This is a genomic window from Actinomadura sp. 7K507 (genome assembly GCF_004348425.1).
GTDB lineage: Bacteria > Actinomycetota > Actinomycetes > Streptosporangiales > Streptosporangiaceae > Spirillospora.
The window spans coordinates 1-23,081 of record NZ_SMKK01000051.1 but is presented as its reverse complement, the minus strand read 5'-3'; the positions used below and the strand labels follow the sequence as shown (position 1 = coordinate 23,081).

At 71.4% G+C, this 23,081-nt stretch carries 23 protein-coding genes; 8 read left to right on the top strand and 15 right to left on the bottom strand.

All coding sequences use genetic code 11. The features are described 5' to 3' along the window. Positions 1-49: 49 nt before the first annotated feature. The 5 genes from E1285_RS14160 to E1285_RS14140 form a co-directional block, all read right to left on the bottom strand. Positions 50-490 carry a hypothetical protein gene (locus E1285_RS14160; RefSeq protein WP_243722773.1) on the bottom strand — a complete coding sequence of 147 codons (441 nt, stop codon included), beginning with the start codon at positions 488-490 and terminating at the stop codon, positions 50-52. A 96-nt stretch (positions 491-586) separates the two neighbouring features. Then, positions 587-946 (bottom strand): hypothetical protein, encoded by a 360-nt coding sequence (locus E1285_RS14155; protein WP_132152001.1) that lies wholly within the window; start codon positions 944-946, stop codon positions 587-589. Beyond that, on the bottom strand, positions 943-1,863 hold the full coding sequence (locus E1285_RS14150; protein WP_243722772.1) for an alpha/beta hydrolase: 921 nt from the start codon (positions 1,861-1,863) through the stop codon (positions 943-945). The genes E1285_RS14155 and E1285_RS14150 overlap by 4 nt, the downstream gene beginning before the upstream one ends. Beyond that, complete coding sequence (locus E1285_RS14145) at positions 1,860-2,585, bottom strand: DUF998 domain-containing protein (protein ID WP_243722771.1); 726 nt, start codon at positions 2,583-2,585, stop codon at positions 1,860-1,862. The genes E1285_RS14150 and E1285_RS14145 overlap by 4 nt, the downstream gene beginning before the upstream one ends. 95 nt (positions 2,586-2,680) lie before the next feature. Beyond that, positions 2,681-4,435, bottom strand: a complete 1,755-nt coding sequence (locus E1285_RS14140; RefSeq protein WP_243722770.1) for a transposase — start codon at positions 4,433-4,435, stop codon at positions 2,681-2,683. A gap of 512 nt (positions 4,436-4,947) precedes the next feature. On the opposite strand from E1285_RS14140, the gene E1285_RS14135 reads away from it, so the two are divergent. Continuing rightward, a complete protein-coding gene (locus tag E1285_RS14135) occupies positions 4,948-6,264 on the top strand; it encodes a lysine 2,3-aminomutase (protein WP_207946589.1) in 1,317 nt (438 codons plus the stop codon). 49 nt (positions 6,265-6,313) lie between these two features. Here the strand turns inward: E1285_RS14135 and E1285_RS14130 are convergent, their stop codons facing one another. Then, positions 6,314-7,555 (bottom strand): MFS transporter, encoded by a 1,242-nt coding sequence (locus E1285_RS14130; protein WP_132151997.1) that lies wholly within the window; start codon positions 7,553-7,555, stop codon positions 6,314-6,316. Positions 7,556-7,614: 59 nt separating this feature from the next. On the opposite strand from E1285_RS14130, the gene E1285_RS14125 reads away from it, so the two are divergent. Further along, positions 7,615-8,595 (top strand): winged helix-turn-helix domain-containing protein, encoded by a 981-nt coding sequence (locus E1285_RS14125; protein WP_132151995.1) that lies wholly within the window; start codon positions 7,615-7,617, stop codon positions 8,593-8,595. A 35-nt stretch (positions 8,596-8,630) separates the two neighbouring features. Here E1285_RS14125 and E1285_RS14120 read toward each other — a convergent pair whose 3' ends face one another. Continuing rightward, a complete protein-coding gene (locus E1285_RS14120; protein ID WP_132151993.1) occupies positions 8,631-9,365 on the bottom strand; it encodes a hypothetical protein in 735 nt (244 codons plus the stop codon). A 135-nt stretch (positions 9,366-9,500) separates the two neighbouring features. Next, entirely contained in the window at positions 9,501-10,358 is an 858-nt protein-coding gene (locus tag E1285_RS14115; protein WP_243722769.1) for an AraC family transcriptional regulator, read from the bottom strand. A gap of 122 nt (positions 10,359-10,480) precedes the next feature. On the opposite strand from E1285_RS14115, the gene E1285_RS14110 reads away from it, so the two are divergent. The 5 genes from E1285_RS14110 to E1285_RS14090 all read left to right on the top strand — a co-directional run bounded on the left by E1285_RS14110 (position 10,481) and on the right by E1285_RS14090 (position 15,340). Further along, a complete protein-coding gene (locus E1285_RS14110) occupies positions 10,481-11,476 on the top strand; it encodes an ABC transporter substrate-binding protein (protein WP_132151989.1) in 996 nt (331 codons plus the stop codon). A 10-nt stretch (positions 11,477-11,486) separates the two neighbouring features. Further along, the gene (locus E1285_RS14105; protein WP_132151987.1) at positions 11,487-12,347 is read left to right on the top strand and encodes a siderophore-interacting protein; all 861 of its coding nucleotides are present in this window, start codon (positions 11,487-11,489) and stop codon (positions 12,345-12,347) included. Positions 12,348-12,513: 166 nt separating this feature from the next. Next, positions 12,514-13,476: an iron chelate uptake ABC transporter family permease subunit gene (locus E1285_RS14100; protein ID WP_243722768.1), complete on the top strand. Its 963-nt coding sequence runs from the start codon at positions 12,514-12,516 to the stop codon at positions 13,474-13,476. After that, entirely contained in the window at positions 13,473-14,492 is a 1,020-nt protein-coding gene (locus E1285_RS14095) for an iron chelate uptake ABC transporter family permease subunit (protein ID WP_207946588.1), read from the top strand. The genes E1285_RS14100 and E1285_RS14095 overlap by 4 nt, the downstream gene beginning before the upstream one ends. Further along, a complete protein-coding gene (locus E1285_RS14090) occupies positions 14,489-15,340 on the top strand; it encodes an ABC transporter ATP-binding protein (protein ID WP_347814079.1) in 852 nt (283 codons plus the stop codon). The genes E1285_RS14095 and E1285_RS14090 overlap by 4 nt, the downstream gene beginning before the upstream one ends. 39 nt (positions 15,341-15,379) lie before the next feature. Here the strand turns inward: E1285_RS14090 and E1285_RS14085 are convergent, their stop codons facing one another. The 7 genes from E1285_RS14085 to E1285_RS14055 all read right to left on the bottom strand — a co-directional run bounded on the left by E1285_RS14085 (position 15,380) and on the right by E1285_RS14055 (position 22,249). Next, positions 15,380-15,895: a YbhB/YbcL family Raf kinase inhibitor-like protein gene (locus E1285_RS14085; protein WP_132151985.1), complete on the bottom strand. Its 516-nt coding sequence runs from the start codon at positions 15,893-15,895 to the stop codon at positions 15,380-15,382. A gap of 65 nt (positions 15,896-15,960) precedes the next feature. Next, positions 15,961-16,881: a carbohydrate ABC transporter permease gene (locus E1285_RS14080; RefSeq protein ID WP_207946587.1), complete on the bottom strand. Its 921-nt coding sequence runs from the start codon at positions 16,879-16,881 to the stop codon at positions 15,961-15,963. Next, the gene (locus E1285_RS14075) at positions 16,878-17,822 is read right to left on the bottom strand and encodes a sugar ABC transporter permease (RefSeq protein WP_207946586.1); all 945 of its coding nucleotides are present in this window, start codon (positions 17,820-17,822) and stop codon (positions 16,878-16,880) included. Before E1285_RS14075 ends, E1285_RS14080 begins: the two co-directional genes overlap by 4 nt. Further along, positions 17,819-18,892 carry an ABC transporter ATP-binding protein gene (locus E1285_RS14070; protein WP_132151983.1) on the bottom strand — a complete coding sequence of 358 codons (1,074 nt, stop codon included), beginning with the start codon at positions 18,890-18,892 and terminating at the stop codon, positions 17,819-17,821. Before E1285_RS14070 ends, E1285_RS14075 begins: the two co-directional genes overlap by 4 nt. 34 nt (positions 18,893-18,926) lie before the next feature. Further along, the gene (locus tag E1285_RS14065) at positions 18,927-20,426 is read right to left on the bottom strand and encodes an extracellular solute-binding protein (RefSeq protein ID WP_132151981.1); all 1,500 of its coding nucleotides are present in this window, start codon (positions 20,424-20,426) and stop codon (positions 18,927-18,929) included. A 136-nt stretch (positions 20,427-20,562) separates the two neighbouring features. Beyond that, complete coding sequence (locus E1285_RS14060; protein ID WP_243722767.1) at positions 20,563-21,354, bottom strand: ABC transporter ATP-binding protein; 792 nt, start codon at positions 21,352-21,354, stop codon at positions 20,563-20,565. Then, positions 21,347-22,249 carry an ABC transporter permease gene (locus E1285_RS14055; protein ID WP_243722766.1) on the bottom strand — a complete coding sequence of 301 codons (903 nt, stop codon included), beginning with the start codon at positions 22,247-22,249 and terminating at the stop codon, positions 21,347-21,349. The genes E1285_RS14060 and E1285_RS14055 overlap by 8 nt, the downstream gene beginning before the upstream one ends. A 178-nt stretch (positions 22,250-22,427) precedes the next feature. Between E1285_RS14055 and E1285_RS14050 the strand changes: the two genes are divergently transcribed. Beyond that, positions 22,428-23,081, top strand: a 654-nt coding sequence (locus E1285_RS14050) for a phosphatase PAP2 family protein (RefSeq protein WP_132151977.1), incomplete at its 3' end; no start/stop codon positions are given.

Below are 23,081 nucleotides of genomic sequence, written 5' to 3'. Positions count from 1 at the left end.
TGGCGACCGTCACTCCGCCGCGGCGCCCCCCACTCCGGCCGTCGCGGACCTAACGCTCCTGGTTGTCGCAGTCGGCGCCCAGGCAGGGCGCGTTCTCCACGAGCGGCTTACCGTTCACGAGGATCGTGTAGTTGCTCTCGGCCGTCTCCTGCTCGCCGCTGCCGATGACCTTGACCGGTTTCTTGTCCGTGGTCGTGCCGCTGCAGGACACGCGCAGCTTCTCCTTCGTCCAGCCGGGCAGGTCCTCGCACTCCAGCGGCGACGCCAGCTTCACTCCGCGCTGCTGCAGCTCGGCCGCGGCCGTGACCGGCAGCGCCTTGCGCAGCGCGGCCTGGGTCTTGTAGTTCAGCTCGTCGCCGCCGGACAGCAGCAGGAACGCGCCGCCGCCCGCCACCACGAGCACCAGAAGCGCGGCGGCACCCAGGATCAGGGCCTTCTTGCGGCCCATCTGCAGGAAATTGCGACCTGTGTCTAGGAACTTGCGACTCATCTCCACGATGGGAAGGTCACCGACGGTACGAGGGTGTATGCGCTAGGTGGTCGATCTTTTCATTCCGTATGCGGATTCGTTGCCCTGATGGGTCCATCAGCGGCAGCCGGAGCCGAGACAGTCCTTGCGCAGCACTTCCCGTCCGCCGACGGTCACGACGTAGGACTCGCGGGGACGACCGGTGTCCGCCTGGGACGCGGTGCCCTCCACGGCGACCGGCTCGCCCGTCCGGGTCTGGGCGGTGCAATTCACGCGCACCACCGACGCGGTACCGGTCTCGGGCGTCTTGCACTCGGGTCGTGCGCGTAGCTCGATGCCCTGCGCCTTCAGCTCGTCCACGGTGCCGCCGGTGACGGCGTTGCGGTACGCCCCTTCGGAGACCCGCTCCATCGGCGTGCAGCCGGACATCGTCAGGACGAGCAGAACGGCCGGCACGGCGACGGCGAACCGTCTCACGCCGTCACTCCCTTGACGGCGGCTCCCTTGGCGGGGCCGACCGCTCCCGCTTCCGCTTCCGCGCGGCGGAGGTCGGTGACCGCGTCGGCGATGACGTCGGGACGGTCGAGCGGCACCATGTGCAGGGCGTCCGGCAGTTCGACGTGGCTCCCGTGCGGGCTCATCGCGGCGAGCCGCGCGTGCCCCGCGCTCCATTCCCACTTCTTGTCAGGGCTCTCAACGTCCCCCAGGGCCGTCACGACCACGAGCGGGATAGGCGGGAACGGCCGCCGCTCGCGCAGCCGGGCCAGGTCGGCGGCCATCTCCCGGTAGGCGAGTTCCTCCGCGATGACCGTCCCGATCACCGTCCCGCGCCCGTAGACGGACCGGACGACGTGGTCCGGGACGGCCTCGTCGCGGCGGCTCGTCCGGCTGAGGACCATCCGCCGTCCGCACGGCCCGGCGACCTTCGCTAGGCGGGTCGCGCTGAGGGCGACGCCGGTCGCCTTGGCCAGCGGCGCCAGGACGGACGCCGCCCGGACGGTCACGCGCGGGTCGCGCTCGCAGCTCGGGTCGGCCAGCACCATCCCCCGGACGAGGCCGGGCCGCACCCTGGCCAGTGCCTCGGCGTGGAACGCCGCCATCGAGTGCGCGAGGACGATCACCGGCTGCCCGGCCCGCTCCGCCAGCGCCTCCAGCGTGGCGGTGTCGCGCCGCAGCGTGGGCCGCGCGATCCCGGCCGGGCTGAGGCCGAGTCCCGGACGGTCGAACACCGTCACGCGGTACTCGTCGCGCAGCAGGCCGGCGGTCGGCGCCCAGTCGAACCAGGCGCCGCCCAGCCCGGAGGTCAGCAGCAGCGGAACGCCGTCCATGGGCCCGGACTCGACCACGTGTACCTGCTCGCGCCCCACGTTCACTTGCTCGCGCGCCCCGTTCACGATCGCGCCCCCTCTCTCGTTGGCGAGACGTCTGGTGCGCCGTGCGCCGCGTCCCGCCGGTCTGTGTACAGGGCCCAGGCGATGAGCAGCACTCCAAGGCACAGGACGGTGATCTGGCCACGCTGGACGACCCCGAGCCACTGACCCACGTACATCGACGCCATGACACCCGCCACGAACGCGAGTTGGACCAGTACCAGCGGCCGGCCCCAGCGGGCCAGGGCGGGCCACCATCCGTACCGGCGGGCGGCCGACGACAGCAGCAGCAGGGCGGCCATCCAGCAGGTGATCACGGAGCTGCTGGTGAACGCGTGGAATCCGTGGGAGAACGACAGGTGCCCGGAGCGCTCCCGCAGCGCGCACGAGGTGTCCAGGCTCGGCGCGCAGTCCAGCGGGAAGACCGCGTCGCCGATGGCGAACACGCCGAACATGCCCAGGCAGACCCAGCCCGCGGTGGTCAGGGGCCTGCGCTTCAGCCTCCAAAGCGCTCCCAGCGCCACCAGGATGATCAGGACGCCGGTGACGAGGTCGCCCGCGCTGTAGACGTACCGGAACGGCTGGTCGGCGGCCGACAGTTCGCTGACGTAGCCGTCGGCGAAGTCGATCCTGGCGTCGAGCGGGCCCGCGAGCAGGAACGTCGTGTAGGTGATCGTCGCGACCACGGCCAGGACGATCACCGGGGCGGGGACGGTCCCCGGCCCGTCGCGCTCGTCCGAGTCCACCGGGCCCCCTCTCGCCGTTCGCCCCGCCGCCCGGCCAGTATTTCCGAACCCGCGGCGTCGCGCGCCCCGGGCCGCACATCGGTGCGAAACCGTTCCTAGCCAGTGTCCAGGAGTGGGTTTTGGACCCATGTCCCGGTACTGCGCGTATCCCGAACGGTGTTGGATGCGCTGGTTGCCCGCGTTCCGTGTGTCCCGGTCCGGGGGCGTGCATCGTGTGCGCGTTCCGTGACGGGTGGGCGGGTTTCCTCACGCCCTTGGGCACTCGGTTCGGCCTGGGCGGTCCGATGCCTCTGCTCATCGCTCTGGTGGGCAGGGGGTGGTGTCGTCCGTCGCCGGATCGGGAGTCCGAGGGCGCGTCTGCCGATCGCCACCGAGGCGGCGTCATGGCGGGTCATCTGACGTTTGTTGCTGGTGAGGGGTTTGCGCCAGTGCTGGTCGCCCCAGCGGGAGGTGTAGGCCGGGTCGACCGCGACGAGCGCCAGGCCCTGCTCAGCGGCCATCGCCACCAGCCGCGCCCTGAGTTTCCCGGTGGGGAAGCCGGAGATCAGCTGCCGGAACCGTTTGCGTCGGCCGTGCTTCTCCCGGGTCTTCTCCTGCGCGAAGTCCAGGTCCTCGATGGCGATGGCGGCCACGCCGCAGCGCCGGGCCCAGTGCAGCAGGGCCGTGATGGCGTGCCGGACCTGCGCGTCCCGGTGGTCGGCGGTGCCGGACAGGTCGTAGCTGAACCGCATGGGGTCGCCGACCGGGTTGCCGCAGGTGTCCAGGCGGTAGGCGGCGAAGTGGTCGGCGTTGGCGTCCACCCCGATCATGCCGTGGGCGCGGGCCGCCTCCAACGACACCGCAGGGATGGTGGGGCGCTGCCAGGACGCGGTCAGGTACCAGCGGCCCCGATCGGGGTCGTGGTGGATGCGGTAGGCCACCGCCCGATCGGCGCAGATCCGGTCGGCCCACTCGTCCCCGCGGTGCGCGAACCGCACGCGGGCGGTCAGGATGTAGCGGCTGTGCGGCGCGTTGGCGAGATGCGCCAAGGGCGCGGGCAGCCTGATCGATACTTCGCCGTCGGGGGTGACGCGGATGGTCTCGTTGCCGTACCGCTTGCCCGACTCGCCGTCGGCCTGGCAGAACCGGCGCCCGGCCTCCCACCGGGCCCGCCACCGCTCCTCGGTCAGCCCGGCAGCGTCCAAGTTATGGCGATTGTTCAGCAGCCGTCTGCCGCCACGCGCCACCCGCACCCGCCCGGCGTCCCAGTCGGCCCGCACGGCGGCGAGACGGTCTTTGAGGGCGTGCAGGCGGCGGGACTTGGCGAACCACTCCCGCCGGGACCGGTACCCGCCCGCCGCCCGCCGGGTCCCTTTCTGCCCGACCGGGACCGACAGCCGCCGCTCGATGACCGCGATCCCGGCCTCCAAGCTCTTCAGGTGCGCGAGCTGGCCGCGACGAGCCAGCGCCCACTGGTCGTGGGTGGCCCTGGTGATGCTCCCGGCCCACCGCGCCGACGACCCACCCGTCAACTCCCGCTTACGCGCCGCCCACCCGTCCGAGTCATGCTCCGCCCCAGCCTCGCAGCGCGCCTTGAGGTCACGGCCGGCCAGCGACCCCAGATGCGCACCCACTTCCCGCAACACGTTGTCGTCCTGGAGCGTGAGGCCTTTGAGCCGGGTACGGATCGCCACCCCGGACGGGCCGGTCGCGACGAACGGCGCATCGATCGGCCGCAGGGGCCGCGGGCGCCCGCCCCGCCCTGCGGGCTGTGCCGGGGTCTGCCCGATCTGGCAGATGGCATCGTCCACGCCGGGGTCGGCCGCCGCGGGGACGGCGTCCACTCCTTTGACGATGGCGGGCGGCGACATGGCGGATACTTTAAGTCATCGTCTTCGAACATGCAATCGACTTGCGCGTGCGGCTGTCGCGCTGGTGTCCCGCCACATGTCCTCCGGCCACCGGCACGCAGCGAACCGAGCACTGCGCGCCACTCGTTCCACCGGCTCCATGGCCACGCCTCACGTCACTCATGAACGGCTATCGACACCCATGAACACCCAACCGCCAACGGTTGGGAAGACTGGCAGCGTCCGCCGCGACCGCGCGCCCCGGCGTTCCCTTGCCGGTCTTCACCGTTCGCTGACGGAGAAGTTGACGTCCCGTAGTCGTTGTACTAGGCGCGGAACGTCAACGATGATGTCCAGGCGATTTGTCGGGATACTCCCTTGACCAGCTTTTTTCCCACCGGTCAGGGGGTATCAATTCGGCATGAACCCGTCCTGAAGGGTTGAATGGGGGTGTCCCGAGCAGTCCTGATCACGGTCCGTGACGACGCACCCAGGGGGTGCGGTTCCCCGCTGACAGCAAGGAGTACCAACACGTGACACTGGTGAACGACGCGGCGCCCGCAGTGCGGCCCACAGGTCGCAAGTTCCGCGCCTTCACGGCGAAGCACCTTGACGAGCTCACCGCGCGCGCCGGGCTGTCGCCCGCGCAGCGGCTGGCGACCCGGGCGGTGGCCACGGTCCTGCCGTTCCGGACGAACGCGTACGTCATCGAGGAGCTCATCGACTGGTCGGCCGCGCCCGACGACCCGATCTACCGGCTGGTCTTCCCGCAGGAGGACATGCTCCCGCCCGAGGACGTCGCGCACCTGTCGGACCTCCTGAGCCGCGAGGCCCCCAAGGCCGAGATCGAGGCCGCCGCCCACGCGGTGCGGATGAAGCTGAACCCGCACCCCGCCGGGCAGATGGAACTCAACATCCCCAGCTTCGGCGACGGCAAGCTCCCCGGGATGCAGCACAAGTACGACGAGACCGTCCTGTACTTCCCCAAGCAGGGTCAGACCTGCCACGCGTACTGCACGTACTGCTTCCGCTGGGCCCAGTTCGTCGGCGAGCCCGACCTGAAGATGGCCGGTGACGAGCCCGCCGCGCTGCGCGACTACCTCGTCGCGCATCCCGAGGTGACCAGCGTCCTGTTCACCGGCGGCGACGCCATGATCATGGGCGAGTCGGTGCTGCGCCGCTACATCGACCCGCTGCTGGACCTGGACCAGCTCGAATCGATCCGGATCGGCACCAAGTCCCTCGCCTACTGGCCGCAGAAGTTCGTCACCGACCCCGACGCCGACGACATGCTGCGCCTGTTCGAGCAGGTCACCGAGTCGGGCAAGAACCTGGCGTTCATGGCGCACTTCACCCACCCGCGCGAGCTCGAACCGCTCATGGTCACCGAGGCGTGCCGCCGCATCCGCGACACCGGCGCCGTCATCCGCACCCAGGCGCCCCTGATCCGGACGATCAACGACAACGCCGCCGACTGGGAGACGATGTGGCGCGTCCAGACCCGGATGGGTCTCATCCCGTACTACATGTTCGTTGAGCGTGACACCGGCCCGCAGGACTACTTCGCGGTGCCGCTCGCCGAGGCGTACGAGATCTACCGGGAGGCCTACAGGAACGTCTCCGGCCTCGCCCGCACCGTCCGGGGCCCCTCCATGTCCGCGACCCCGGGCAAGGTCTGCGTGGACGGCGTCGTGGACGTGGCCGGGGAGAAGGTGTTCGCGCTGCACCTCATCCAGTGCCGCGACGCCGACCTGGTCGGCAAGCCCTTCTTCGCCCGCTACGACCCTAACGCGGTGTGGCTGGACGGCCTGAAGCCGGCCTTCGCCGACCACTTCCCCTGGGAGCGGTAAGAACCCGCCGTGGCGTGTCCGCCCTCCCCGGCGGGCACGCCACCCCCCGTCATCGCAGATGGCGCGCCAGGAGCAGGCAGGCGGCCAGTGTGACCGCGCCGCACAGCACGATGACGTGGGACGGGGCCAGGAACTCGCAGAGCGCGCCCGCCGCCCCGATGCCCGCGGCCTGTCCCGTCATCAGCCCGGTGTTGGACACCCCAAGTGCCTGTCCCCGGATCCGCTCGGGCACAGCGTCCACCAGGCGCCGCTGGACGGTCAGCTCGTAGGCCAGCCCGGACGTCCCCACGGCCATCAGGGCGCAGGCCAGCGGCAGACCCGGATCGAACACGAACACCAGAAGCGGAGCCCCGGTCAGCGTGGCCAGCGGCAGCGTGAGCCTTTCGCGCAGGCCAGGGCGGACCCAGCGGCCCACGACCAGGTTCCCCGCGAACATCCCGGCCGCGGCCGCCGACAGCAGCAGCCCGGCCGCGTCCGGGCTCCCCAGACCTCCCGCGTACGGGACGGCCACGCCCTCGGCGCCGACGGCCAGGGAGATCGGCAGCCAGGCGGACAGCAGCAGCCCGCGTGTGGTGCGGTCGCCCAGGAGAAGGCGGTTGACCCGCCAGGTCTCGCGCGCCGCACCCGAGGAGGACGTCCGGGACGCGACCGCCGGTGTGTCCGGGAGCCGGAACCGGGCGACCGCGGTGGCCAGCGCGGCGCTCGCGGTGGCCAGCCAGAGCGTCCCGGCCGGGCCGAGCGCCGCCAGCAGCAGGCCTCCCGCGGCCTGGCCCGCGATCTGGGCGCCCGCGCTGGTCATCGTGAACAGCGACCGGCCGAGCACGTAGCCGTCGCCGGGAAGCAGGACGGGAAGCCTGGCCTGGACGGTCGCGCCCCCGACCGGTGCGAACAGCCCCACGGCGAACAGCAGCGCGAGGATCGCCGGAACCGGGAGCCCGCCGAGCGCCAGCACGGCCGTGACCACGAGGCGCAGCAGGTGGTAGCCGGTGAGGAGCCGCCGGGCCGGGACGCGGTCCGCGAGCGAGAGCAGCAGCGCGCCGCCCACCACGTACGGCAGCATGCTCGCGGCGAAGACGAGCGCCGCCGCGGCCGGGGAGCCCGTCCGCTCGAAGGTCTGCACGGACAGCGCGATCGTGCGGACCGAGTCGCCGCCCACTTGCAGCGTCTGCAGGGAGAACAGCGTCCGGAACTCCGGGACGCCGAAGACGTCGCGGTACCGCGCGGACGCCTGTGGTGGGTCGGCCTGTGGTGGGTCGGCCCGTGGTCGGTCGGACGGTGGGGGAGCGGTCATGGGGGAGACTCTGCGGCGGCCGGGCGGCACCGGGACAATGTTTCGTGGAGGAACGAAACATGCTTCGGATCGAGGTCGGCCAGGCCGACTTGGCCGCCAGCCGGTTCGGGTTCGCGCCGCTGATGGAGACCCTGAACGCGCTGGGGCTGGTCGCGGGCCGGGTGCCGCCGGGCCCGCTGCGTCCATGGGTGGAACGGGCCCGCCTCCGCTACCCGCCGATCGCGGACGACCCCGCGATCCGGGCGCTGGTGTTCCTGCGCCGCCGTTTCGGGTACATGGCCGACTTCGTCAGCCCGCCGCCCGCCCGGCCGAACCTCACCGTCGCCGAACAGCTCGCCACGATGCGGGCGACACCCCTCGACCAGGCGCGCGAAGAGATCGGCCGCAACCTCGTGGGCCTGCCGGAGCCGGATGGCGCCGTCCGGGACCTGCTGGACGCGCCGGACATGGTGGAGCGTCTCGCGGTCGGCCTGGAGACCGCGTGGACCGCCCTGCTGGAGCCGGACTGGGCGGTGGTGCGGTCGATCGTGGAGAGCGACATCGTCCACCGTGCGGGACGCCTGGCCGCCTACGGCTGGGCCGAGGCGCTGGACGGCCTGTCCCGTCAGGTGAGCTGGCGCGACGGCGTGATCGAGGTGGACATCCGCGGCGGCGGCGACGCCACCCGCCGGCTGGGCGGCGCCGGGCTGATGCTCGTGCCCGTGGTCTTCTCCGAACTCGCCCTCGCCGTCGAGCAGGACTGGCCGTACACGCTCATGTACCGGGCCAGGGGAGTGGCGGCCCTGTGGGAGGGCCGGACGCCGCGCGGCGAGGACGCCCTCGCCGGGCTGGTCGGTCGTACCCGGGCGGATCTGCTGCGCCTGCTCGCCGAACCCGCCACCACCACCTGGCTGAGCGCCCGACTCCGGCTGAGCGTCGGCGGGGTGGGGGACCATCTCGCGGTGCTGCGCGCGTCGGGGCTCGTCACGAAGGAGCGCAGCGGCCGCTCCGTCCTCTACCGCCGCACGGCCGTCGGCGACGTCCTCGCCGGCGCGCCCTGAGGCGGGGCGGTGGTCTGAGAATCGGCCCGATCCGGTCAGGGCACAGGTTGACGGTTTCTCTCGCGGACGGTGTGGAGGCGGGCGAGACCCGCGCCGAGGCCGGCGATCGCCAGCCAGACGAGCGCGGTGAACCCGGCGTGCCCGAGCTCGCTGCCGTACGGGAGAAGGGCAGCGGGGATCGGGGAGATCAGGCCGGCCATCAACAGCCCGAACGAGAGCCAGAAGCTCGCGCTCTGGCCCGGCGTCAGGGTGGGGGACGCGCGGCGCCGCGCAAACCGCCAGCCGGACACGATCGCCAAGCTCAGGCCGGACGGTAGCAGGATCAGCGCGAGTACGGCGCTCCGCGCGCGCATGTCGGCCGGGGCCTCACTGGTGCTCTGCGTCGCGCCCCCCTTCGAGATCTCGGTCAGTGTGCCGCGCCAGATGGTGCCGGTGACACGGTCGCCCTCGGCGAGTCCGCCCCAGACCGGGACGGTGTCGCCGTACGTCGACCTCCACCGGTCGCCGTCCGCGTCCGTCAGGATCGTGTACCGCCCCCTGCCCCGTCCGCGAGGGTCGTCGACTTCCGTCACCGTGAACTCCTGCTTCCACAGGCAGTCGGCGGGCTCGATCGGGACGGTGCGGCAGGGCGTGGCGGCCTCGTACGCGCGCAGGTCACGGACACCGTCGGGCAGGTACGCCACGAGTGCGCCGACGGCGCCCGCCACCATGCCGAGGCCGACCAGGAGGAAGAAGATCGCCCCAGCGGCGCTGCGGATAAAGCGCACCATCAGGATATCTCTGTCCACGGCTACATCACCGCGACGATGGGGCTAGACGGGAACGGGTTAAGTGTCACGCCCACATTGTCCAGTTCGCGGGGTATTCATGCACGCCAGGCCGGAGAGCAGACGCGGGTCCGTCCGCTATCGCCGCACGGTCGTTGGGGGCGTCCTGGCCGGTGCGGGCCGGGAGACGTAGTCGCCGGGGGTCTGGCCGTACTCCTTCGCGAACGCCGTGATGAAGGCCGACGGGCTCGCGTAGCCGACCTGGTGGGCGACCTTGGTGACCGGGTGGGAGTCCAGGAGCACGCGTGCCGCTTGCAGGCGCAGGCGCGTCCGCCACTGGGTGTAGGGCATGCCGAACTCGCGCAGGAAGTCGCGCTGCAGCGTCTTGACGCTCACGCGCAGCCGCTCGGCCCATTCGTCGAGGCGGGTCGGGTCCGCGGGGTCGTGGGAGAGGGCGCGGGCGACGGTCAGCGCGAAGCCGGTGCCGCGGACGTCCGGTGACGCCGGTCCGGCGGACGCCGAGCGGGCCGACGGCGGGGCGGGCACCGCGCGGAGCCCGGTCAGGATGCGGGGCCGGGCGGCGAGGGCGGTCTGCTCGTCGCATCCGCGGCGGGAGATCGCCTCGATGAGGCGTCCGGCCTCGACGTCGATCGTGGCCGGTCCCGCGCGCAGGCCCTTCAGGGCCGGCGGTGTCTCCCGCAGGCAGATCCGGTAGAGGGTCTGCCGGTCGCCCGCGTGCACGTCGTGGCTCACCGCGCGCTTCACCCAGAACGCCTCACCGGGGCCCGCGAACAGGGTCGAGGAGCCGTGCAGCAACGCGAGCACGCCGTCCGGGGACCAGTAGAGCTGGTGCAGGAAGTCCTGGCGGCCCTCGCCCATCGTCAGCCCGCCCGCCGACCGGTACTTCAGCACGAGGATCCCGTCGGGTGCGCCGAGGCCGTAGCCGTACTCCTCGCAGGATTCCGGATCGTTCCCTTCGTGACCTATGGGCGGCACAGGATGTCCTCTCAGCGATATGAGCGCGATTTTAAGTAAGGCTAACCTAACTATGCGTCGGACCATGTCAGCGGGGTGCCGACCCCGATATCCCCTTGGAACACCCTTGAAGGAACGCGACCATGCACTCTCGTAAGCCCTGGAGACTCGCCGCCGCGGTGGCCGCCTCGCTCGTCCTCGCGACGGCCTGCGGATCCGGCTCCGACTCCGAGTCCGGCGCGTCCGCCGAAACGCGTGTCTTCGAGGCCGACAACGGCAAGATCACGATCCCCGCCGAGCCGAAGCGGGTCGTGGCGACCGGGTACGCGGTGCCGGTCCTCATCGAGGCGGGGGCGGAGCTGGTCGGGATCTCGTCCTGGAAGCGCGGCCTGCCGCTGATGACGCCGGAGGACCGCAAGACCTACGACGACATGAACAAGATCGCGGGAGACACGGCCGCCGAGACCAACTACGAGGCCATCGCCAAGGCGGACCCGGACCTCATCGTCATCGGCGTCCCGGCGCCCGTCCTCGGCGACCTGGACATGAAGCGCCTCGAATCGATCGCGCCGACCGTGGCCATCGGGCCGACGGTGCCGTCCGCGTGGCGCGAGCTGTCGTTCCGCCAGTCCGACGCCGCCGGCCGGTCCGGCCAGCACGCGAAGGCCAAGGCCGCCTACGAGAAGAAGGCGGGCGAGCTCAAGGCCAAGTACGAGGACGCCCTCTCCGGGCTGAAGTTCGGCCACGTCGGCGAGTACGGTGACGTCTCCGCCGGGACGTTCATGCGCGAGTTCGGCAAGTCCTGGGGGACCAACATCGCCCAGGACATCGGCGTGACCTACTACGGCGAGGTCAAGAAGAAGGGCGGGGGCTCGAAGGACGTCAGCGAGACCCCGTCCGTGGAGGAACTGCCGGAGAGCCTGGGCGACGCCGACGCCATCACCTACTCGCTGGAGCCGGACGGCAAGCCCGGCGAGTCGGTGAAGTACGCCCTCGACTCCGAACTGTGGAAGAACCTGCCCGCGGTCAAGGACGACAAGGCCTTCGGGATCCGCTACACCGAGGCGGCGACCTACGAGTCCGCGATGCGGACGCTGGACGAGATCGACAAGGCGCTCGCGCCGCTGCTGGAGAAATGAGAGGGGAAGCATGCTGAGCGAGCGCCACGATCCGCGCGGCCGCGTCCTGAGGCACCACCGGACCGGCACGGAGGTCCGCCGCATCGGGTACCCGATCTGCATCCGGACCGGGCGGCTGCTGCGCCGGGAGCAGGTCACGAAGAACATCGTGCGGCTGACCGTCGGCGGCCCGGAGCTGGCGGGCTTCCACACCTACCAGGCCGACGACCACGTCAAGATCGTCTTCCCGGACGCGGACGGCACGCGGCGCCTGCCCGTCCCCACCCCCGACCTGTCGCTGGACTGGCCGAAGCCGTCGCCGCCCAGCCGGAGGTACACCATCCGGCGCTACGACGCGGACGCGTGCGAGATCGACTTCGACTTCGTCCTGCACCCGGGCGGGCTCGCCTCGGCGTGGGCGGCCGAAGCGCAGCCCGGCGAGGACGTCTCGATCGCCGGGCCGCCCGGAGCCAAGGCGTTCCCGCACAACTACGACCACTACGTGTTCGCGGTCGACGCCACCGCGCTGCCCGCCGCCGCCCGGTGGCTGGAGGAGTCCCCGCCGGACGTGTCCGCGCACCTCGTGGTCGAGACCGCCGACGCCGCCGACCACGCCTACCCGCTCGCCGCCCGCGACGGGGTGGAGGTCACCTGGCTCGTCCGGGACGGCGGGCGGTCCCCGCTGGCCGACGCCGTGCTGTCGCTCGACCTGCCCGACCGCCGGACGTTCCTGTTCGCCGCCGGGGAGACGGGCGCGATCAAGCCGCTGCGCGCCTGGGCGCGGGACCGCAAGGCCGTCGGCGGAGAGGCCGCCGGCGGGGAGGGCGCCGGCGGGATGGACGCGCTGTTCACCGGCTACTGGAAAGTCGGAGTGGCAGATCTTGAGGATTGATCCGCGGGCCGGACTCGCCAAGGCCGCCCCCCGACCGACCGGTCGGGGGGCGGCCTTACCGCCCGTTGCCGAAGCAGGGCAGGCCGAGCCAGGACGGGCAGAACCAGCACGGGCCGGTTCGGCGAAGACCGGCGGTCCCGTCCGGTCCGGGGTGTCGCGGCGGGTCGTGATCCTGCTGGGGGCGGTCCTGCTCATGGTGGTCCTCGCGGGCGCGAGCCTGGCCGTCGGCGCGGGGTCGGCCCCGCTGCCGGAGGTCTGGCGGGCGCTGGTGGACTACACCGGAACGAGCGAGCAGGTGATCGTCCGCGACATCCGGGTGCCGCGGACGATCCTCGCGATCTGCGTGGGCGCGGCCCTGGGCGTCTCCGGCTCCCTCGTCCAGACGCTTACCCGCAACCCGCTGGCCGAGCCCGGCATCCTCGGGTGGACCGCCGGCGCCGGGTTCGCGATCACGCTGGGCACGGTGCTGGGGGTCAGCGGGTCGCAGTCGGCCAGGCTGGCGCTCGCGCTGGCCGGGGCGGTGGTCGCGGCGCTGGTCGTCTACGGCGTCGGCAGGAGCGTGCCGCTGCGGCTCGTCCTCGCCGGTGTCGCCTTCACCTTCGTGCTGTCGGGGCTCTCCCTCGCCCTGCGGCTGCTGTACCCGGACGTCCTGGACCGGTACCGGTTCTGGTCGGTCGGCTCGCTCGCCGGACGCGAGCAGACTCCGTTCGAGATACCGGTGCTGGTGATCGTCCTCGCCCTCGCGGGGGCGCTCCTGGTCACCCGTCCCCTGGCGGGTCTCGCGCTCGGCGAGGACGTCGCGCACGCGCTCGGCGCCCGCGTCACGCGGATCAGGCTGGCGGTGTTCGCGCTCGTCACCGTCCTCGCCGGCGCCGCCACCGCTATCGCCGGGCCGATCGCGTTCGTCGGGCTGATCGTGCCGCATCTGGCGCGGCGCGCCGCCGGCGGGTCGATCCCGTGGCTGATGGTCTACACGATGCTGCTCGGCCCCATCCTGCTGCTCGTCTCCGACATCGGCTCGCGGGTCCTGCTCCCGACCGGGGAGGTCCCGGTGGCCGTCGTCACCGCGTTCCTCGGCGGGCCCGCGCTGATCTGGGTCGTCCGCCGGTACGGGGCGGTGGGGCTGTGAGCACGCTGGTGCTGCGCGCGGGCCGGGTGTCCGCGCAGATCGAGCGGCGGACGGCCGTGGCGTCGCTCGTGCTGGCGGGCCTCGCGCTCGGGCTCGCGTTCGTCGCGCTGTGCCGCGGCGACTCCTGGGACCCGCCCGGCGAGGTCCTGGCGGCGCTGGCCGGGCAGGGGGACGCGGTGCTGGTCGTCCAGGAGTGGCGGCTGCCCCGGGTCGCCGCGGCACTGGTCTTCGGCGCGGCCCTCGGCGCCGCCGGGTCGATCTTCCAGAACGTCACCCGCAACGCGCTCGGCAGCCCCGACGTGATCGGCCTGGACGCCGGCGCCTACACCGGCGTCCTGATCGCGATCACCGTGTTCGGCGGGACGGCCGGGGGACTGGCCGCCGGGTCCCTCACCGGGGGGCTGGCCGCGGCCGTCGTCGTCTACGTGCTGTCGTTGAAGTCCGGGCTCAGCGGGCTGCGCCTCGTCGTGATCGGCATCGCGGTGAACGCGATGCTGACCGCGGTCAACTCGTGGATCATCCTGCGGGTGGACCTGGACATCGCGATCGCCGCGACCGGCTGGAGCGCCGGCTCCCTGAACGGCCTGGACTGGGCCGAGGTCCGCCTGCCGTTCCTCATCATCGCCGGGCTGGCGCTGGTGCTGGCCGCGCTGTCGCGCAGCATGGGGCAGGCCGCGCTCGGCGACGACGTCGCCGCCACGTCGGGGGTGGCGCTGAACCGGTACCGGCTGCTGATCATCCTGGTGGGTGTCGGGCTCACCGCGACCGTCACGTCCGCGGCCGGGCCGGTCGTGTTCGTCGCGCTCGCCGCGCCGCAGATCGGCCGCCGCGTCGCCGGCGCGGCCGGGACGCCGGCGCTGCCCGCCGCGCTGACCGGGGCGCTGCTGCTCCTGGCCGCCGACCTGGCCGCCCAGACCGTGCTGGCCCCGGTGCAGCTGCCCGTCGGGGTCGTCACCACGGCGATCGGCGGCACCTACCTCCTCTGGCTGCTGATCATGGAAATGAGAAAGCCGTGACGCACGAGAAAGCCGTGACGCACGAGAAGGCCGCGCACGAGAAGGCCGCGCACGAGAACGCCGCGACCGGACGTCTCAACGCCGCCGGAATCACGCTCGCCTACGGCGACCGGGTGGTGTCGGCGGACCTGTCCATCGACATCCCCGACCGGGCGTTCACCGCCGTCGTCGGGGCCAACGCCTGCGGCAAGTCGACGCTGCTGCGCTCCTTCGCCCGGCTGCTGGCGCCGTCGGCCGGGCAGGTGAGCTTCGACGGCCGCGACGTCCGCGACTACAAGCCGAAGCTCATCGCCCGCGAGGTCGGGTTCCTGCCGCAGGGGCTCGTCGCGCCGGAGAACATCGCGGTGCGGCAGCTCGTCGCCCGCGGCCGGTACCCGCACCAGACGCTGCTGTCCACGTGGTCGCGAGAGGACGAACGCGCGGTGGCCGCGGCGATGGACGCGGCCGGGGTCACCGACCTGGCCGAGCGGCCGGTGGAGAACCTGTCCGGCGGGCAGCGGCAGCGCGTGTGGGTCGCGATGATCCTCGCCCAGGAGACGTCCTACCTGCTCCTGGACGAGCCCACCACCTTCCTCGACATCACGCACCAGTACCAGCTGCTCGCCCTGCTGGCCCGGCTCCGCGACGAAGGCCGGACGATCATCACGGTGCTGCACGACATCAACCAGGCGTGCCGCTTCGCCGACCACCTCATCGCGATGCGCGACGGCCGGGTCGTCGCCGAGGGCGCGCCCGCCGACATCGTCGACACCGCCCTGATCAAGGAGGTGTTCGACCTGTCCTGCGTCATCGTCCCCGACCCGGTCACCGGCACCCCGATGATCGTCCCGGACGCCGCGCCGGGCTGAACCGGCCGGCGCCCGGGTCGCCGTTTCGGCAGCCGGGTGTCAGTACACGGGGATGATCGTGGCGCGGGCCAGGGTGTGGCCGGTGATGTTGAAGCCGACCACGGCCGGCATCGTGTCGGAGTCGACGCCGAGCGACTCCACGTCCAGCGCGTGGACGGTGAACACGTAGCGGTGCGGGTCGCCGGGCGGCGGGGCGGCGCCGCCGTACGCCTTGATCCCGAAGTCGCTGCGGGCGTGGACGCCGACCTTGGAGTCCACGGAGCCGGCGCCGGTGGGCAGCTCGATCACGTTCGCGGGGATGTCGAACAGCACCCAGTGCCAGAACCCGCTGCCGGTCGGCGCGTCCGGGTCGAAGCACGTCACCGCGAAGCTCTTGGTCTCGGCCGGGAACCCCGACCAGCGCAGGTGCGGGGAGTCGTTGTCGCCGCTGAACCCCCAGTCGTCGAACACCTGCCCGTTCGGGAGACGTTCGCCTTCGGTGACGTCGTCGCTGGTGACGGTGAAGGACGGGACCTCGGGAAGGTACTCGTGCGGAAGCGGCGGCTGGCCGGCCATGTCGACCTCCTGGTAGGGGCTTGATCGTCAGATGTCCGTAACCCTTCCATCCCTATCAGGCGGTGTCAGGTCTTGACGGCCCCCATCGTGAACCCGGTGACGAAGCGGTCCAGGAACAGGTTGAAGAAGAACGCGATCGGCACCGCCGTGATCACCGCGGACGCCTGGAGCGACTGCCAGAAGAACACGTCCCCCCGGATCAGCTGCGTCGGCACACCGGTACTGATCACCATCTCGGGGCTCGCCGACACGAACGCCAGCGCATACACGAACTCGCTGGACACGAGCGTGAAGCTGAACACCACCACCGCGACGATCCCCGGGAACACCAGCGGCATCACCGCCCGGACGAACGCCCCCAGACGGCTGTAGCCGTCCACCATGGCCTGCTCCTCCACGTCCTTGGGGACGGCCTTGAGGAACCCGATCAGCAGCCACACCGACACCGGCACCGTGATCGTCGGATACACGACGATCATCGACCAGAGAGTGTTCTCCAGGTGCAGCGCCACCACGACGCGCGTCAGGGACAGGAACAGCAGCGACGGCGGCACCAGGTACACCATGAAGATCGCGATGCCCATCGGCGTCCCCCACGGGCGGTCCAGGCGCGCCAGGGAGTACGCGGCGGGCAGCGCGAGCGCCAGCGTGATCGCCACCACCGCCGCCCCGACGATCAGCGAGTTGACCACGAACGTCAGGAACGGCGTGTCGGTGAACAGGAACGTCACATGGTCGGGCGTCGCCGGCATGTTGAAGAAGAACGGGTTGCTCTCCGGGTCGTACAGGTCCTGGTTCTGCTTGAACGCGCTGATCACGCTCCACAGGAACGGCAGCGCGCACAGCAGCGCCGCCGTGACCGCCGCCGCGTAGACCCCGCACCGGGCGGCCACGTGCCGCCGCCCGTACCGCCGCCGCAGCCGCCTCATCTCGCCGGCGGACGCCCCCGGCGCGCTCTCCTTGACGGCGGACTCGGTGCCGGTCATCGGGCCTCCAGGCGTCGGACGGCGCGCAGGATCGCGACCGCGGCCGCGAGCAGCAGCGGGAACAGGAACAGCGCGATCGCCGCGCCCTGGCCGACGTCGCCGCCCTCGATGCCGCGGAAGTACGCCCACGACGCCAGCACGTCCGTCGAGTGCGTCGGGCCGCCCCGCGTCAGCACGTACGGGACGGTCATGTCGGTGAACGTCAGGATCGCGCCGAACAGCGCGGCCACCGCGATCACCGGCATCGTCAGCGGGATCGTCACCTCGAACATCCGCCGCCAGAACCCGGCGCCGTCGATCCGCGCGGCCTCGTCCAGGTCGCGGGGGATCGCGATCAGCCCGGCCATCACGATCACCGCGGCCAGCGGCGTCAGCCGCCACACGTGCACGGCGATCACCGACGCCATCGCCGTGCCCGGCTTGCCGAGCCAGACGACGTTCGCGTCGATCAGCCCGACGTTGCGCAGCACCCAGTCGACCGGCGAGAAGATCGAGTCCAGGAACCACAACCACGAGACCGTCGACAGCGCCACCGGCGTCGTCCACGGCAGCAGGACCAGGAACCGGACGAACCACTTGCCGCGGAAGTCGGCGACCAGGATGTTCGCGAGGATCTTCCCGAACACGACGATCAGCACCATGCTCACCGCGGTGAAGACCAGCGTGTTGCGCAGGGAGCGCCAGAAGATCGGGTCGTCGAACACGGCGCCGAAGTTGGCGAACCCGACGAAGTCGAACGACGGGTCGCCGGTCGTCACGTCCGAGAACGCGAACGCGACCGCCAGCAGGAACGGGATGCCGACCAGCGCGATGATGTAGACGACCGACGGCAGCAGCATCACCCACGCGAGGAACCCGTCGCGGTCGGCGAGCCCGGCCTTCGACCGTCCCTGCCGCCTGCGGTCCGCGGCCGGCTCGGGCTCGGTCTTCGCGTCCGTCATCGGGCGTCCCCGACCGGCACCGGGCCCGTCCGGGTCCCGGCGCCGGCGTCGAAGAACCGGAACCGGTCGGAGGGCACCGCGAACTCGCGGGTCTCCCCGGCCTCCAGCGGCGTCGCCACCGTCGCGGGCAGCCGGGCGATGACGCGGGTCTCCTCGCCGATCCCCGTCACCGTCCCGTACACGTGCCGGTCACCCGACAGGTACTCCATCCGGTCGACCCGCAGCGGCATCGTCACCCGGTCCTTCGCCGGGACGTTCTCAACGGGCAGCAGATGCTCGGGACGGAACCCCACCAGCCGGTCGCCGCGCTCGACGAGGTTCATCGGCGGCGACCCGATGAACGTCGCGACGAACGTGTCGGCCGGGTCGTCGTACACCTCCTGCGGCGTCCCGACCTGCCGGACGCGGCCCTGCTCCAGTACCGCGATGCGGTCACCGAGCCCCATCGCCTCCGCCTGGTCGTGGGTCACGTAGATCGTGGTGGTCCCGACCCGCTCCTGGAAGCGCTTCAGCTCGTCGCGCGCCGTCGCGCGCATCTTCGCGTCCAGGTTGGACAGCGGCTCGTCCAGCAGGAACACCGCCGGGTCGCGGACCAGCGCCCGCGCCAGCGCCACCCGCTGCCGCTCACCGCCCGACAGCTGGCGCGGCTTGCGGCGCAGCAGCGGCTCGATCTCCAGAAGCTCCGCCGCCCACGTCGCCTTGCGGTCGCGTTCCTCCTTCTCCATCCCCTCCGCGCGCAGCGGGAAGACGATGTTGTCCATCACCGTCTTGTGCGGGTAGAGCGCGTACGACTGGAACACCATCGCGATCTGCCGGACCCTCGGGGGGAGCCCGTTCACCACGTTCCCGCCGATCAGCACCTCGCCTTCCGTCGGCTGCTCCAGGCCCGCGATCGTCCGCAGCAGCGTCGTCTTCCCGCACCCGGACGGCCCGAGCAGCACCAGGTACTCCCCGGGCTCCGCCGCCAGATCCACGCCGTCCAGCGCCAGCACCCGCTCCGAGCGTCCCCGCCGCGCCCGCAGGTGCCCGTCGAACGCCTTGACCAGGCCCTTCACCTCAACGGTGTTCAATCGCCTCGCCTCCGCTCAGCGGGTTCGCGCGGGCTCAGCCGCCGACGAGGCCGCGGGAGCGCCAGTTCTCGAAGATCGAGTTGATGCTGTCCTCCGCCTCCGCGACGGCGTCCGCGGCGGACGACTGGCCGCGGGCGGCGCGGCCGAACATCGTCGGCAGGACGTGGGTGTTGAAGGTCTCGCCGATCGCCGGGTTGGACGGGCCGGGGTAGCCGATGTTCGCGCTCCACGACACGGAGTCCTTCAGGAAGCCGAGCTTGTTCGCGGGCTTGGCGCCCCACGGGTCGTCGTCCAGCCAGCCGTTCAGCTGCGGCACCAGGGACGGCCACGCCGGGAGGTCGTACATCTCGGAGTGGTACGTCACGGCCGGGAAGTTCGCCGTGTAGTGCAGCAGGAACTCCTTGGCCGCGTCCGGGTTCCCCGCGTGCGTGGGCACGATCCACTGCTGGATCACGTGCTGCGCCGCCAGCGACGCCTTCGGGCCGCGCAGGGCGGGGACGAAGTGGATGTCGTCGCCGATCTCGCGGTTGGTGCCCATCGCGGTCCGCCACGCCGAGATCGAGTTCAGGATGTAGGACGACTTGCCGGCGATGAGCGCCTGGTTGTTGGACGCCGGGTTCCAGGAGAAGACCTCGCTGGTCTCGGCCTCCTTGAACAGCCGGGTCATGTACTCCACGGCCGCGACGGTCGCGTCGGAGTTGATCACGACCTTCTCGTTCTCGTCCTGGACGGAGCCGCCGAACGACCACAGCAGCGCCCGCGCCGCCATGTTGGAGTCGGTCTCGGGGGACAGCCCGATCCCGCACGGCACCCCGGTCTGCTTCTTGATCTCCGACGCGCCGCGCAGCAGGTCGTCCCAGCTCGCCGGGCCGTTCGGCATGCCGACCTTCTGCCACATCGACTTGCGGTAGTCGCCGGGGTCGGGCGTCCAGCCGGGGCAGTAGGCGTAGAACTTCTCGGTGTTGGGGTTGAAGCTCGACTTGCGGCACAGCTCCTGCTGCTGTCCCCAGCGCCGGTTCGCCTCCTGGACGACGTCGGCCATGTCCAGGACGGACGGCTCGTACTGCGAGAACGGCGCGATGTGCTGGATGAGGTCGTGGCCGCGCTTCGCCTGGATCTCCGACGCGGTGCGCCGGGGGACGTCCACGGTGTTGACGTGGTCGACGCGGGCCTCCACCCCGACCTTCTTGCCCCAGTCGGCGACGAACTTGTCGAACCACTTGTCGTGCCGGGGCACGAAGTGGCTCCACATCAGGATGCTGAGCGAACCGCTCAGCTTCTTCGCCGGGGAGGTGAACACCTCCTTCGGGGCGTCGCCGGAGCCTTCCGCCTGCGGTCCGCTGGACTCGCTGGCGCATCCCGCCAGGAGCCCGGTGGCGCCGGCGGCGAGCGCCGTGGAGGACAGGAAACCGCGCCTGCTGAATCCGTTCCTGCCGGACCCGTGCCTGCTGGACCCGTGCCCGCCGCTTCCGTGGAAGCCGGTCTGCGGGGTGCTGGGGGTCGTCTCCACTCGGGGGGTGAGCCGGTCGGCCATGGGAGCCTCCCTCGCCGCTGAGGTTCTCCCTCGAAAGTAGATCGGCTCTGCCGTTTCATCCAGAGACGATCCGGTAACTCCGAGTCACATCCGCCTCGGCGGCCACGCCAGCCTCATCGGTCCCAGCCGGTGTGCTCTACTTCCCGGTGGCTTCGGTGTAGGCGGCGATGACCTCGTCCGGGTCGCCGTCCATGTGCATCCGGCCCTCGTCGATCCAGATGACGCGGTCGCAGGTCTCCTTGACGACGTCCAGCTGGTGGGCGACGAGGAACACCGCGCCGGCCTCCTTGCGCAGCTCCTCGATCCGGCGCTTGCTCTTGTTCTTGAACTTGGCGTCGCCGGTGGCGAGGGCCTCGTCGATGAGCAGCACGTCGTGGGTCTTGGCCGCGGCGATCGCGAACCGGAGCCGGGCGCCCATGCCGGACGAGTACGTCCGCATGGGGTACTGGATGAACCCCTCCTTGAGCCCGGCGAAGTTCACGATCTCCTTGGACTTGGCCTTGGTCTCCGCCGGGGTCATTCCCATCGCCAGGCAGCCGAGGACGATGTTGCGCTCGCCGGTGAGGTCCTTCATCAGGGCCGCGTTCACGCCCAGCAGGGACGGCTGGCCGTCGGTGTAGACGCCGCCGCTGTGCGGAGGCAGCAGCCCCGCGATCGCCTTCAGCAGCGTCGACTTGCCGGAGCCGTTGGTGCCGATGATCCCTACTGCCTCGCCCCGGTACACGATGAACGACAGGCCCTTGATCGCGTGGACCTCGGTCATCGTGGGGCGGTTCTGCCGCCTGACGAGCCGGGAGAACGCGCTGGCGGCGTTCCCCTTCCCGCCGGCGCCGAACACCCGGTAGACGATGTGGAGATCGTCCACCACGACGATCGGCTCCCGGTTCGGGTCGATCTCGACGGCTCCCCGGACCTTGGTGTCAGCCACGGCCGTATCGCTCCTCGGCACGGTAGAAGTACATGAACCCCCCGATCAGCATGACCAGGCTCCAGCCGGCCGCGAGCAGCCACAGATGCGTCACGGAGGTCACGCCGAGGCTCGAGTGGACGTATCCCCGGTACTCGCCCAGCAGGACGTACCGGCTCAGCTCCAGGAAAACGTACGCGGGGTTCGCCTCGAGGACGGTGCCGAGCCACGGGTGGTTGTTCAGCAGGTCGCTGCGCTCCATGAGCTGCGGCAGGCTGAAGATGACGCCGGACGCGTACAGCCACGTCCGCATGACGAACGGCAGCAGCTGCGTGATGTCGCGGTTGAACGCCCCCAGCCGCGCCATGACCATGCTGATGCCCACGTTGAACATCAGCTGGAGCAGCAGGATGGGGACGAACAGCAGCATGTAGAAGCTGAGCGGCTCACCGAACGCCAGGATGATGGCGAACAGCACGAAGAGCGACGCGAGCAGCTGCTGCAGCTCCACGACCGCGTACGCGAGCGGCAGCGTCGCCCGCGGGAAGTGCAGCGCCCGGATCAGCGACAGGTTGTCGCCGACCGACTTGGACCCGGACGTGACGGACCGCTGGGTGAAGCCGAACAGGAACACGCCGGTCACCAGGAACGGGATGAAGTCCGGGATGCCGCGGCTCAGCTTCAGCAGCAGCCCGAAGATCAGGTAGTAGACGGCCGCGTTCAGCAGCGGTGTCAGGACCTGCCATACCTGGCCGAGGCGGGAGTCGCTGTGCTTCGAGACGTTCTTCGCGGACGCGAACGCCCAGATGAAGTTCCGTCGAGCCCACACATCCTTGAGGTACTTGGGCAGCGGGGGGCGCGCCGCGCTCTGCCTCAGCCCATGCCGTGCGGCGTAGTCGGCCAGCGTCTCGTTCACGTGAAGAGGCTCCGCGATCGTTCCGACCGACTCGCCACCCGAGGAACCGAGCCGTTCCGGGTGACTCATGGCCGGAAGCTTATTGCAGTCGGTGAGTCCGGCGTGCCGTCTGCCCGCATGTGACCCCCATTTGAGATCTTTGCGGAATCATGTGGCCGTCCCTGGGGATACCCCGGTCATGCGCGTCAACCACTCCCGGCGCCGCGCCGCGCCGTCACGGCCCGTCCGAGGGCGCCGCCGTCACCAGGCACCGGACCATCGTGCACCGCACCACCGGGGGAGCCGGCCCCGCCTGCTGCGATCCCCTCCGCTGCGGAGGCTGGGACGGGCGGACCGGTGGGCGTTCGACCGGGTCGCGGCCGCGCGGCTGCGCGGGCTGGAGTACGTCCTGCCGAGGCTGTCGCGGTTCGCCGACCACGGTGTGCTGTGGTTCACGACGGCGAGCGTGCTGGGGGCCGCCGGACGGCCCCGGCTGCGGCGCGCGGCGCTGCGCGGCTCGATCGCGATCGCGGTGGCGAGCCCGGCGGTGAACCTCCTGGGCAAGCACGCGTTCCGCCGCAAGCGCCCGGTCGTGGACCTGGTGCCGCCGATCCGGATCCGCTGGAAGCTGCCGACGTCGCACGCCTTCCCGTCCGGCCACTCGGCGTCCGCCGCCGCCTTCGCGACGGGCGTCGCGCTGGAGGCCCCGCGGGCGGTGGCCGTGCCGGTCGCGGCGACGGCCGCCGCGGTGGCGTTCGCCCGCGTGTACACCGGCGCCCACTACCCCGGCGACGTCCTGGCCGGGATCGGGATCGGTGCGCTGGCCGCGATGGGGACGCGGGCGGTGTGGCAC

Coding starts and splice junctions, on each gene's coding strand:
- E1285_RS14160 (WP_243722773.1), bottom strand. CDS start 490: ATGAGTCGCAAGTTCCTAGACACAGGTCGCAATTTCCTGCAGATGGGC.
- E1285_RS14140 (WP_243722770.1), bottom strand. CDS start 4,435: ATGTCGCCGCCCGCCATCGTCAAAGGAGTGGACGCCGTCCCCGCGGCG.
- E1285_RS14130 (WP_132151997.1), bottom strand. CDS start 7,555: ATGACCGCTCCCCCACCGTCCGACCGACCACGGGCCGACCCACCACAG.
- E1285_RS14125 (WP_132151995.1), top strand. CDS start 7,615: ATGCTTCGGATCGAGGTCGGCCAGGCCGACTTGGCCGCCAGCCGGTTC.
- E1285_RS14120 (WP_132151993.1), bottom strand. CDS start 9,365: ATGGTGCGCTTTATCCGCAGCGCCGCTGGGGCGATCTTCTTCCTCCTG.
- E1285_RS14110 (WP_132151989.1), top strand. CDS start 10,481: ATGCACTCTCGTAAGCCCTGGAGACTCGCCGCCGCGGTGGCCGCCTCG.
- E1285_RS14105 (WP_132151987.1), top strand. CDS start 11,487: ATGCTGAGCGAGCGCCACGATCCGCGCGGCCGCGTCCTGAGGCACCAC.
- E1285_RS14085 (WP_132151985.1), bottom strand. CDS start 15,895: ATGGCCGGCCAGCCGCCGCTTCCGCACGAGTACCTTCCCGAGGTCCCG.
- E1285_RS14080 (WP_207946587.1), bottom strand. CDS start 16,881: ATGACCGGCACCGAGTCCGCCGTCAAGGAGAGCGCGCCGGGGGCGTCC.
- E1285_RS14075 (WP_207946586.1), bottom strand. CDS start 17,822: ATGACGGACGCGAAGACCGAGCCCGAGCCGGCCGCGGACCGCAGGCGG.
- E1285_RS14065 (WP_132151981.1), bottom strand. CDS start 20,426: ATGGCCGACCGGCTCACCCCCCGAGTGGAGACGACCCCCAGCACCCCG.